This is a genomic window from Streptomyces sp. NPDC048637, assembly GCF_040650675.1.
Classification (GTDB): Bacteria; Actinomycetota; Actinomycetes; order Streptomycetales; family Streptomycetaceae; genus Streptomyces.
On sequence record NZ_JBEZHQ010000001.1, the window covers coordinates 555732 to 566404 of the forward strand.

The 10673-nt window shown below is 66.4% G+C and carries 13 protein-coding genes and 1 pseudogene; 11 read left to right on the forward strand and 3 right to left on the reverse strand.

Annotation, left to right across the window (positions count from 1 at the left end; genetic code table 11):
• Positions 1 to 84 precede the first annotated feature (84 nt).
• A complete protein-coding gene (locus AB0C46_RS02735; protein WP_362825190.1) occupies positions 85 to 363 on the forward strand; it encodes a hypothetical protein in 279 nt (92 codons plus the stop codon).
• 574 nt (positions 364 to 937) lie between these two features.
• Here the strand turns inward: AB0C46_RS02735 and AB0C46_RS02740 are convergent.
• A pseudogene (locus AB0C46_RS02740) lies at positions 938 to 1131 on the reverse strand (DUF4158 domain-containing protein); the annotation flags it as partial.
• A gap of 292 nt (positions 1132 to 1423) precedes the next feature.
• Complete coding sequence (locus tag AB0C46_RS02745; protein WP_362825114.1) at positions 1424 to 2278, reverse strand: SDR family NAD(P)-dependent oxidoreductase; 855 nt, start codon at positions 2276 to 2278, stop codon at positions 1424 to 1426.
• A 94-nt stretch (positions 2279 to 2372) separates the two neighbouring features.
• Here AB0C46_RS02745 and AB0C46_RS02750 point away from each other — a divergent pair, with 94 nt between their 5' ends.
• The 3 genes from AB0C46_RS02750 to AB0C46_RS02760 all read left to right on the forward strand — a co-directional run bounded on the left by AB0C46_RS02750 (position 2373) and on the right by AB0C46_RS02760 (position 3750).
• Positions 2373 to 3200 (forward strand): recombinase family protein, encoded by an 828-nt coding sequence (locus AB0C46_RS02750; RefSeq protein ID WP_362825116.1) that lies wholly within the window; start codon positions 2373 to 2375, stop codon positions 3198 to 3200.
• A gap of 22 nt (positions 3201 to 3222) precedes the next feature.
• Positions 3223 to 3351 carry a hypothetical protein gene (locus AB0C46_RS02755; protein WP_362825117.1) on the forward strand — a complete coding sequence of 43 codons (129 nt, stop codon included), beginning with the start codon at positions 3223 to 3225 and terminating at the stop codon, positions 3349 to 3351.
• A 168-nt stretch (positions 3352 to 3519) separates the two neighbouring features.
• Entirely contained in the window at positions 3520 to 3750 is a 231-nt protein-coding gene (locus tag AB0C46_RS02760; RefSeq protein WP_362825119.1) for a recombinase, read from the forward strand.
• 14 nt (positions 3751 to 3764) lie between these two features.
• On the opposite strand, the gene AB0C46_RS02765 is transcribed toward AB0C46_RS02760, so the two are convergent.
• The gene (locus AB0C46_RS02765; protein WP_362825121.1) at positions 3765 to 4139 is read right to left on the reverse strand and encodes a hypothetical protein; all 375 of its coding nucleotides are present in this window, start codon (positions 4137 to 4139) and stop codon (positions 3765 to 3767) included.
• A 114-nt stretch (positions 4140 to 4253) separates the two neighbouring features.
• On the opposite strand from AB0C46_RS02765, the gene AB0C46_RS02770 reads away from it, so the two are divergent.
• The 7 genes from AB0C46_RS02770 to AB0C46_RS02800 all read left to right on the forward strand — a co-directional run bounded on the left by AB0C46_RS02770 (position 4254) and on the right by AB0C46_RS02800 (position 9991).
• Positions 4254 to 4415: a hypothetical protein gene (locus AB0C46_RS02770; protein ID WP_362825122.1), complete on the forward strand. Its 162-nt coding sequence runs from the start codon at positions 4254 to 4256 to the stop codon at positions 4413 to 4415.
• Between the two features lie 1022 nt (positions 4416 to 5437).
• Positions 5438 to 6073, forward strand: coding sequence for a hypothetical protein (locus tag AB0C46_RS02775; protein WP_362825124.1), 636 nt, complete (start codon positions 5438 to 5440; stop codon positions 6071 to 6073).
• A gap of 623 nt (positions 6074 to 6696) precedes the next feature.
• Positions 6697 to 6990, forward strand: a complete 294-nt coding sequence (locus AB0C46_RS02780) for a hypothetical protein (RefSeq protein WP_362825126.1) — start codon at positions 6697 to 6699, stop codon at positions 6988 to 6990.
• 31 nt (positions 6991 to 7021) lie between these two features.
• Positions 7022 to 8257 (forward strand): putative T7SS-secreted protein, encoded by a 1236-nt coding sequence (locus AB0C46_RS02785; RefSeq protein ID WP_362825127.1) that lies wholly within the window; start codon positions 7022 to 7024, stop codon positions 8255 to 8257.
• Between the two features lie 4 nt (positions 8258 to 8261).
• Positions 8262 to 9419, forward strand: coding sequence for a hypothetical protein (locus tag AB0C46_RS02790; RefSeq protein WP_362825129.1), 1158 nt, complete (start codon positions 8262 to 8264; stop codon positions 9417 to 9419).
• Between the two features lie 41 nt (positions 9420 to 9460).
• On the forward strand, positions 9461 to 9643 hold the full coding sequence (locus tag AB0C46_RS02795) for a pyridoxamine 5'-phosphate oxidase family protein (protein ID WP_362825184.1): 183 nt from the start codon (positions 9461 to 9463) through the stop codon (positions 9641 to 9643).
• Between the two features lie 210 nt (positions 9644 to 9853).
• Positions 9854 to 9991, forward strand: coding sequence for a pyridoxine 5'-phosphate oxidase C-terminal domain-containing protein (locus AB0C46_RS02800; RefSeq protein WP_362825185.1), 138 nt, complete (start codon positions 9854 to 9856; stop codon positions 9989 to 9991).
• Positions 9992 to 10673: the final 682 nt, after the last annotated feature.

Genomic DNA, 10673 nt, shown 5'->3' on the forward strand with positions numbered 1-10673 from the left:
CGCGGCACACCACGCTGATCGTTCCTTACGCTGATCGTTCCTTGACTATCCAACGACGGAACCTACACACGCCCATATCCATGCGTGGAAGGCGTGGGTAGGCGCACCGAGTGCACCGGCGCCGTTGCCGATGTAACCATCGCTGCAACGCAGTGGGTGCACCTGTCGGTGAAGTACGGCAACCGCGACCACTGTCAGCTCGACACATCCGGCTCCGGAATCACCCCGACGTGCCGCGCCCACCGCCACGTCGTGACCGGCACTTTCAGCCGCCTCGGCGCCTGGTTCTCGTCGTACTCGTCTTGCCGTGCCATCACACGTCCCTTCCTCATCGCCGCCCCGAACCGGACGGATGAAACCTGAAAGAACCAGCGCAGAATGTGTCAACGATGCCCGGGATGCGGTGAGTTGGTTCGTCGCGACGAGGACCGCGCCCGCGTACGCGAGATATATCCACCCCTTGGGCGGCCCCTGCTGCCCCCGGTCGGGTAGCCAGCGGCCGTCTACCTACGCCCGGTCGCCGGCATTGCTGGATGCAGCTGATGGATTTCGTTGCTGGTGGGGCTGGAGTGCCCTGGGGCACGCGGCGCACGGCGCCTGCGGGCTGGTCCACCGGTTTGAACACTGGCTTCGCGCCCGTTCGGTGAATCCGGTGGTGGGGTCCGTCGGGGCTGCGGCATTGTCGTCTCCGGGCCCGGTCGGGGCGCCAAGGGTATGGGCAGAGCAGCTGGAGGGCTGTCATGGGTGAGAGGGAGACGTGGACGACGGAGGAGTTCGGCTCTTCCCACGAGGGTGCGGTCGACGTGCTCCTGGCCGACGGCACCGTCCCAGCCCCCGTCTTCTTCGATCCGGGCTCCGGTGCGGCGGCCAGTCGGCGTCGGAGTGGAGCGTCTATGACGGAGGGACCGCGCACGGGCCGCGGGCGGCCGCACTGCGCGCGACCGACGTACCGGACGGTGCACATCTGCACCGCGAACCCCAGCTGGTGCGCCGCGGTACGGCGCAGCACGATCAGGTCCCGGTCCACGTCGTCCAGGAAGTAGAACCGCTCCAGCTCCGCCGCGTCGGCTCCTCCACGAACCGTCCGTACGCCGCCGCCTGGTCATATTCTGCGCGCTCAGCATGTCTCATGAGACATCCCCGTTTAGGCCGCTTCTGACCGATCATCTGATGCAGCTGTTCTTTCAGCAGGGTCCCAAGGGCAAGACCACCACGTACTGCCCACCTGGACGTATGCGCCGCAAGAGGCCTGCACGGCGACGCGGGCGGATGGCCGCCCACGAAGCGGAGTGCGTGCGCCTCGTCGGCCTTGGCACCACCCGCTTGCGCCGGGACGGGTCGGCGTCTGTTACCAGCGCGGGCTACGGGGTGGCGGCCGATCCGGAGGAAAGCGGGTTCTGCTTGAACTCGGCGATGGGGAACTTCACCCGGTGAGGTCTTCGGAGACGGCCCACAGCCGCTGCTGGACGGCTGCCTCGTACGACTGCGGGCTGGAGGTGACCAGCCTGGGGTGGCCCTTGACCTCGTTGCGTCCGCCGGGGCCGTAGTACTGGCCGCCGAGCGCGGCGGGGTCGGTGGCGGCGCGCAGGGTCGGCAGCGCGCCCATCGCCGGCGTCTGGGTGATCAGTGGCGCGAGCCAGGTGAGCGGAAGGCGGAGGGTCGCGAGGCTATTGCGGGTGAGCTCGGTGCTGGACATGCCGGGGTGTGCGGCCACCGCGATGGTGGTGCCGTGCGTAGCGAGCCGTTGCTGCAGCTCGTAGGTGAACATGAGGTTGGCCAGTTTGGGCTGACCGTAGGCGGCGGCCCGGCTGTAGGACCGCTCCCAGTGCAGGTCGTCGAAGTGGATCGCGGCCCGGATGCGGTGGCCGGTGCTGCTGACCGTCACCACGCGCGAGCCGGGCATCGGCAGGATCAGGTCCAGCAGCAGCCCGGTGAGCGCGAAGTGGCCGAGGTGGTTGGTGCCGAACTGCATCTCGAAGCCGTCCCGGGTGGTCTGCTTCGGGGTGTACATCACGCCGGCGTTGTTGATCAGCAGGTCGATCCGGTCGAGCCGGGACCGCAGCGCCGCCGCCGCGGTCCGGACGGAGTCGAGCGAGGTCAGGTCCAGCGCCTGTACGGTCACATCGCCGGTCATGCGCGCTGCGGCCTGCTCGCCCTTCTCGACGTTGCGCACGGCGAGCACCACGGAGGCCCCGCGCTCGGCGAGCGCCTTGGCTGTCTCGTACCCCAGGCCGGTGTTGGCCCCGGTCACCAGGGCAGGCGGCACGGACCAGGGCACGCTTCTCCTTCCGCGTGAACTCGTCTCGTTCCGTCGACTCGCCGGCGCCGATGAGCACGGGGCGGCGGCCCAGGCGGGCCAGCGCGGGGGCCCGATGTCCACCTGCGCCGCCCCCGCGGGCTCCCCCTGCCGGACCGGCAAGGGCAAAGTGGCCATCCAGTACCACACCACCCGCTTCCGCCTCGTGCCCCAACTCGCCAAGGCGCTCAGTGTGCCGACCCCCGCCGTACGCAAGCCGGGGTCGGTCTGGACCGCGCTGCCCCGGCCGGTGAGCGCCGGCGCCGAGCCGGTCGGGCACGTCCGCCTCGGCTACGCCCGCGCCTCGACCGCCCGGCAGTCCCTCGACGCACAGCTCGACTCCCTTGCCGAGGCCGGGGTGACGCGGGTCTTCTCGGAGAAGATCTCCACCCGCGCCACCCGGCGCCCCGAGCTGGAGGCCGCCGTGAAGCTCGCCGGGGAGATCCGTTCCTGCGGCGTCGCCGTCACCCTCGTCGTCCACGAACACAAACGACTCGGCCGCGGCATCGAACTCGCCATGCTCGCCGAGGAGCTGAAGGCGAGCGACGTCGGCCTGCAGTTCCTTTCCGGGGAGCTCAAGGGCTCGCACGCCCCCTCCGGGATCGTGTTCACGGTGCTCGCCGCGATGTCCGGCATGGAGCGCGAGTACATCCGCGACCGCACCCTCGAAGGCCACGAGTCCGCCGGTAAGCGTGGCAAGACCATCGGCGGCGCGGGGGTCACCGACCAGTCCATGCTGTCCATGGCCCTTCACCTGCGCGACCAGGAGGTGAGCCTGCACGACATCGCCAAGCGGCTCGTCACCACCACGGGCGTGAAGAAGGGCCAGCACCCCTCGCCCGCCACCGTCATGCGGATGCTGCGGGAACACGACGAACAGGCCACCACGGCGGCGAGCGCGTGATCACCCGGCTAGTTTGCGGCTGGTGTCTGAGCTAGGACTCCAGGGCCTCCTTGGGTATCTCAACCTGCAATCCACCCAGGGCTACGTCGCGGTCTTCGCCGAGGACGTCGTCGGCCACTTCCAGCGCTACCTCGACCACCGGCGTTCCTAGCGGCCCGAGGGCGAATACGGCGACGTTACCGCCGAGGAATGGGCCGAGTTCGAAGAACACTTCGACAAACGGAAGGTCGAGCTCGGCAACTGTGCTCGCCCCTACGGGACACCCTGCTGCCATGAGCACGCCTGCATCCGCTGCCCCGTCCTCCAGGTCAACCCGAAGATGCTGCCCAGGCTCGCGGAGATCGAGAAGGACCTGGTCCTCCGCCGCAAACGCGCCGAGGAAGAACAGTGGCTCGGCGAGATCGAAGGGATCGACCTGACCCTGGCTTTCGTCCGGGCCAAGCAGGCTGACGCCGCGCGACTCGTCCAGCGGTCCCCCGCCGCGCTCGGCATCCCGACAACCCGCCCCGGTGCAAGTGACTGGTCAACTACCGGCGAACGCCAGCGGTGATCACTAAACCGAGGTCACGCTTGGGAGAGGACCTCCGAGCGAAGACGCTCGTATTCAGCGCCAGCAGTTGGCTCGCCGTCGAAGTAGTCCTCCCAGAAGCCTGGGCGCTGCCACTCCTTGGGCGCGAGCGTCACCTGGCCGTCTTCCAGCCCTGCGACCCAACAGTCCGGCACCCGACTGCTGACCACGGTGAACATGGCGGCATCCCACAGCCCAGGGGTGTCTCGCTCCACCAGGAGGTCGGGCTGCTCAGGGAGCCGGAGGTGGACCCGGCCTGCGGTCGTGATGACCTCCAGGACCGGATACTCAGCACCAATCCGGATCCCTGGGTGATCCCTCACCACTTTACCGCTCGCCGGGCTGATGATCTGGAAACACTGAACGATCATGCGGGCACCCTACGCAAACTCCTGCAGTGCCCATGCATCGGCTTGACTTCGTGCAGAGAAGCTGGGCAGGTCGCGCACCGTCCGACTTCTTTGTGCGGGCAGGACAGGGCAACGGTGGTTGTGGGGCCGGGGACACGCCGCCGGGTCGAGCTGGAGCGCGACAAGCAGCGCAACGACGAGGAGAGCGAGCACCTCAAGGACCCGAGCGACGCGGCGACTGGCTCCGGCTGGCCGCCAACCAGACTGCCGGCCCTGAAGCGGGCCGGGAAGCTGTAGCCCGTCCGCCGTACGGCGCGGCGCACCTCGGGGGCCGGACGCTCGTCCGGTCCCGTCGTCGTGCGCGGGCGAGCGAGCCGAACTGGCTGGTCATGCCGTTGCGCGGCGTGCCCCGGAGCCTGTAGAGCGCGCGCGAGAAGAGGACTGGCGCGGCTGAGGCGGCGGTGAGGTAGGGCCGCGAGCCTTAGCGACGGGGCCGGGGTGATTCAAGCGGTCGCGAAAATCCGGTCCGTAGTGGCGTCGTGCGGCGCATTCAAGGGCCTGTGCCGCAAAGTCGCAGGTCAGATGCCATGAATGGGCGTGGCGAGCACGAGAGGATTCGAGTCACCGCAGCGGCTCCGGCGAATTCGCGAGAACTCGGATCGGGCGTCGGCGCGGTGCAGTCTCCTTCGTGTCCGCGGGCGCCACCGGACACCAGCAGACGGACTTGCGCGGCTAACTGCCCGCCGGTCCATGGTCAGCAACACCCATTCACTTCGTGCCTCTGCACACCCAACGGCAGGAGCAGTCATGTCCGCAACAGCATGTCGAAAACCAGGTCCTTGCCTTCCCTGAAAGGATCCGCTCTGCGAGCCTGCACGGATCGTGCACCGGTTGCCACGGGTACTGGCGCTCCCGACATCCCTGTCGTCTGGTGGACCGCAGCACCTTCTCACCGAAGACGGTCGGTCGGTGCAGCGACGCATGTAAGCGGGCGTGCCGCCCAGTTGGGTTGTGCTTCACCGCAGGGCGTTGGGGGAGGGCCCGGTTCGGCAGAGGCCGCCCGGATCTTGGTGTTGAGGGCAGTCGGGCGCTGAGCAGCCGTTGGCTTACCAGACCGAAGACCGCAGCACCATCAAGGAGGCGACCGAACTATGCATGAGGGAGCCGTAAGGGGGCGGGCATCACGCTGGGCATTTCGGGTATGGCTCCTCTTTTCCCCCTGCGCCTCCCGAGAAATGTGACTTGCCATCGGAATGCGCGAGGATGAGGGTGCTCGTCGAGAGGCGAGAGCTAAAGCCGGAGTGATGGAGCCAAGATATATGACCGAGCTCACGTTTGAAGTCTCACGGCACGCGGTTGCGAGGGAGTTCGCCGCACTGCCGGGGTGTGAAGCATGGGGGATCCTGTACCCGGTTGCAGGGAAGACGGAAACTGGCCCTGTGCTAGCTCGGGTTCATCGCGACCTCGCCAGTTTCGAGGAACAGCCTGCCTTCACCCTTACTACCGCGGCAGAGCCAACGCATACCCTGTGCACCGTCGTCCCCCAGCCTGGCGCTGCTCGCCAGCCGATTGCCTATGCGGTGCATGACGCGCATGGCCGATTGGTCGGTCAGATCACCCATGAACGATCCCCGCGAGGAGTGCGTCAGGCGTGGCGCATAGATGACTCCGGTAAGCAGTGCAGCGTGGTCGGCTACAAGGGAAATATTCGCGGCTGGGTAATGTATTGGGCGCTCTCGCCGTTTTGGGTGCTTTTTGGATTGTTGGGGTTCCTCTACGACGGCGGACGCCCCAGCAGCGTGACGTGGGGCAAGCCCGACCGCGTCAGCTGGCGCAGTCGGGGAGGCGGATCGAGGAAGGCCGCCCTCGCCTTCAAATCGGGCCGGTACCGCGGAGACACAGGGCTGCTGAACGCGAACCTCATCTACGCACAGGCCGCGCTGTACTTCGGGTAGCGAGCGGACCGTCCTCGTCGGGCCGGCTGCCTGAGGCGCAAGCTGAGACCAGGTACCGGCCGGCCCGGCGCTTCCGCGAGGAGGCCCTCGCGCCGGAACCATGGGCCCGCCGATGTGCCGAAGCGCCGGACGCTCATAACGAGGACACGCGGACTTATCGGGTTCTCTCCAGTCGTGACGCACGATGTACGCGCATAGGTGACGCCTTAGTAAAGAAACGCCGATGTCGGGCCGCGCGGCCCTGCAAGGAGTGAGAGCCCCCACTCCTTGCAGGCGGGCGTAACTCGGCGCGGCATGGGGTCGGTTGGTGTGAGGGGAAGCGCGGCCCCCCAGGTGCATCCAGCGCCCGAGAATGAGGCCAAGCGAAGCCCTTGATGGGGGCTTCACCGTTCCGCTGAACCGCCCCTCATCTTATGGATGTCGGGGCATTGGCTTCGTTTTGAGTAGAGTACTGCGCATGGTTGGCAAGAAATGACATCTTGTCATTGGTGCATATTGCCCAGCTGGGGTCGAATGCCTGGTGTGTCCTTTCGTGGCGGAGCTGCCGCCCACACCGGGCGAAGTTGATCAAGCTGATAGGGTCTTCAAAGACTGCACGCCAAACAGGGGACGAGGTACGGCTAGTGGCGGGCCAGGACTTCCGCATAGACGTCGACCGTATGAAGGGCTTGCTGCGCAAGTTGGGTGAATGCGATGAGCGCATGCGAGAAGCCAGCAAGAGACTTAAAAGCGTCGGCCCGAAGGGTTTGGGCACCGATGGACTTGACGACTCCTGTGATGAGTTCCAGTCGCAGTGGGAGGACGGGATCACGCGCATTGCCAAATCCTCCAAGAATATCCATGAGCAGCTGTCGCTGACGCTCGAGGCATACACGGCCACAGATGACGGAAACGCCAAGAGCTTCGGCCGGAAATAGGCAACACAAGAACGACAAGGGGGCGGACCGCGTGTCCTGGAAGAGCATGTTCATCGCGGACGATGATGCCTGGCCGGGCCTCACGTTCAATCCGGCCAAGGGGGACCTCCACACCATCCAGTCCCTTGCCTTCGACGTGAAGACGGTGGGCGACGAACTCGACGAACTGCACGACCTGCTCAGGAGCGTCGGCAAGGCCGACGGCGTATGGGAAGGCGAGGCAGCGGAAAAGTTCAGGGCCAAGCTGGACAAGCTGCCCAAGTACCTTCAGCAGGGCTCGGAGTCGATGCGTGACTGCGCCAGGGCGCTGCATACATGGGAGAGCCGGCTCGGCTCCATGCAGAGTCGCGCAAAGGGCCTGGAAGCCGACGCGGTCGAGGCGCGCAGCCGCGCAGACCACTCGCGCAAGCACTACAACGCACTGCGCGACAAGGCCGAGGCCCAAATGGGCGCGGTCATGGACTCGTCGGACAAGGACGTCTTGAGTGACAAGGCCCTCGGTGACGCGTATGAGGCCGCCGAGAACGCCCAGGTCCAGCTCGACGACATCATCGAGAAGGCCGAGGAGCTGCGCTCGCGGTGGAACAACCAGGCGGGCGAGGCCGAACGCGCGATCCTGAAGGCTTCCGAGAACCACCCCCCGGACCTTCACTGGTGGGACCATGCGCTTGACGGCCTGAAGGCACAATGGCGGGGCTTCAAGGACTGGCTGGCGGAGCACGCCGATCTGCTGTCCAACATCAGCGCGGTGCTGTCCATTCTCTCCCTCGCAACGATGGCCATCCCACCGGTCGGGGCAATCCTGGGCGGTCTGGCCGTCGGGGCCAGCGCGCTCGCTCTGGCCGGATACGGCGTGAAGGCATCGCGCGGCGGAAAAGTAGGTGTCATGGACTGGGTCGGCGCCGGATTGGGAGTGTTCCCAGGCATGGGCGCGGTCAAGGGCCTCAAGGCCGCAGGATCTGCGGCGAAGGCCGCGAAGGCCGCCGGCGCCGTAGCGAAGGGCGAGAAAGCCGTCGCTGCGGGCGCCGGCATGACGAAGTCGGAGCACATGGCCCGAGGCATGGCGGACGGCTTCATGCACAAGGGCATCCAGAAGGCCGCGTCGGTGTTTCAAAAGGAAGGCGCCGAAGCGGTCGACGTAGCGCACTGGGGTGCCCGGGGCACACAGATGGGTGTCAAGGGCTTCGGTGTCGAGCATCGTCTCGAGGCGAACTGGCCCGATGACAAACCGCTCGGCAAGGCATTCTTGACGGCGGCAGGTGCATAGACGCATGAATGACGTGGTCAGCAACGTTGCCGTTGCAGCGGGCGATGGCCCGCCCCTCACGTTTCGAGTCCCTCCTGCCTTCTTTGAATACCCCCTGACCGACGATCCGGAGGACCTCGCGGAGGACCTCGCTGACCTTGCGGCGGAGGTGTATCCCCAGGGGAACGACGACCTCTGGTTCAACTTCGTGGTGACCAGCATCCCCCTCGTCGCTGAAATGGTAGAGGCGGGCGTGAGCTACGCCGGGTTCTGCTTGCTGGACATCGAGGGACAACGGAGCACTGCGACAGTCACTGCGACACTCCTCGACGATGTGCCGCAGGCCAAAAAGCTGACGGCCAAGGATCTGGCTGAGCAGCTCGCCGCGGAATCCCCGCACAGCGAAGTCGAAGTGATCACGCTGGCCGCCGGCGAGGCGGCCGTCCGGCTCACTCCGGAGGTCCGGGAACTGCCCGGCGAGATCACCGATTCCCGTCAACCCGAAGCGCTGACCACCGGGAAGATCTCCGTCTTCTTTCCGCTGCCGGACCATGGAGAAATCGGGCTGTTCGACCTCAGCACCGCATGCTTGGACGACTGGAATCTGTACTCCGAGTTGTTCTTCAACATCGTCAACACGATTGAGGTGGCCGGGAAACAGCCCGAGACACCACGAGGCGACTACGGCTCAGCCGATAGCCCGGTGACTCAGCCATCACCGCCCCCACCGCCCCCACCGGAACCGGAGCTGGCCCAGGCTCTGTACTGGCACTCCAGCCGCTTTCTCGACGCTCTCGCACTCCACGGGCGAATGGACCAAGGAAACCACCTGGCCCAGATCACCTGCCAGGACTGCTACGCGAAGGGGCTCAGGTCGGTCTGCGCCGCCCGGCATCAATGGCAGATCGACGAGGTCGACCCCACGGCCCTGCCTGCGGCACTCGACCGACTGCGTACCCACTTGACGGCCGGCGGTTGGTCTCTGCAGACGGGCGGACCAACCGAGGCAGCGCAGCACAGCTCCGCAGCCCTCATTGCTACAGCGCCGTCCAGTGCGCCGTGTGAGGCGATCGGCTACGGCATCCGAGCCGACGGTAACTCCGCAGAACGGCGGCTGACCGCCGAGGTGACGTCTCCTTGCAGCCGGACGGTACTGGCTCCGGCCGGCTCGGTGTTCGGCTGAGGCCACGCGGTTGGCTGTTCACCGAGTGGTTGCTCAACGCGTTGAGCGCCGGGGTGAAGGAGCCGCATGCCGTGACGCTGGTTAGCGTGGACGCCAGCGGTGATCCAACCGCCCGCGTACTCATCCTCAAGGACGTGAGCCCCGAGGGCTGGCAGTTCGCCTCGGACGCGAGCAGCCTCAAGGGCCGCGACCTCGCTGCCCGCCCCGATGCGGCGCTGAACTGATACTGGGCATCGCTTGCCAGCCAGGTCCGGGTGCGCGGACCGGTTGTACGAGCGACCCCTGAACTGTGCGCTGCGGACTTCCTCGCCCGCAGTACGGGGGCACGGGCGGAAGCCCTGCTCGGTCGGCAATCGCAACCACTCGCGGATCTGGCCGAGAGGGATGCACAGGTGGAGGCATCCCTCACGCGGATCACGAGCGATCCGGACCTCGTGGCGCCAGGTTGGACGCTGTACTCAGTGCGCCCGGAGTCGGTGGAATTCTGGCGAGGCGACAAACAGCGCCGCCACACCCGGCTCGTCTACCTGTCTTCCCCCGACGGGTGGACCAAGCAGATGCTGTGGCCCTGATTCCTGTCCGATCCACAAGTATTGACAATTGCTTGAGTTGGGACCAGCGTCACCCCGTGGCCGAGAAGTGCACTGCGACCGGTGCCGAAGCTCGATAGCTTGCGACGCATGCGAGGGGCGAAATCTAAGACGCGGCTCATCGGCTTGAAATCGCTCGGATTCTGTGTCGGTTCGATGGCCGTAGCTTTGTGGGCGGCCCATCGCTTCCACCTTGGGACCGTGGCGACCGCTGTGACAGCCCTACTGTCGCTAACGCCGATATACCAGGCCTGGGCGTCCTACCGCGCGGATCGGGAAGAAGCCGCATCCGCACCGGATCTGTCTCAGGTGGCCGACGACTTGGCGGCGGCCGTGCGGCGGCAATGGGAGCTTGAGGCCGGACGACGGCACCTCAATGACCCTTATCCGATGCCGGTTTCGTGGCAAGCAGCACCGGGCGATCTCGTGGAATCGTGGAGCCGAGTAGAGGCGTTGGCGAGTAGTTGGCCAGGGGCGTCCGCGGATCAGAGCGCAAGGGCGGGGGACATGCACGCCTTGGCTGGCACCGATGGTCAGATCGGTACGGTCTTCGCTGACAGAGTGCCCACTGTGGATTCCTGGTTTTGATCTGGGGCGCTTCAGGATGTGAGCTGGGCGCACGTGGTCAAGTTGGATAGTTTGAATCGAGGTGCACGTGGTGTCT

Excerpts from the sequence above, each read along its gene's own strand:
- AB0C46_RS02750 (WP_362825116.1), top strand. The coding sequence starts at position 2,373 with ATGTCCACCTGCGCCGCCCCCGCGGGCTCCCCCTGCCGGACCGGCAAG.
- AB0C46_RS02790 (WP_362825129.1), top strand. The coding sequence starts at position 8,262 with ATGAATGACGTGGTCAGCAACGTTGCCGTTGCAGCGGGCGATGGCCCG.
- AB0C46_RS02765 (WP_362825121.1), bottom strand. The coding sequence starts at position 4,139 with ATGATCGTTCAGTGTTTCCAGATCATCAGCCCGGCGAGCGGTAAAGTG.
- AB0C46_RS02760 (WP_362825119.1), top strand. The coding sequence starts at position 3,520 with ATGCTGCCCAGGCTCGCGGAGATCGAGAAGGACCTGGTCCTCCGCCGC.
- AB0C46_RS02775 (WP_362825124.1), top strand. The coding sequence starts at position 5,438 with ATGACCGAGCTCACGTTTGAAGTCTCACGGCACGCGGTTGCGAGGGAG.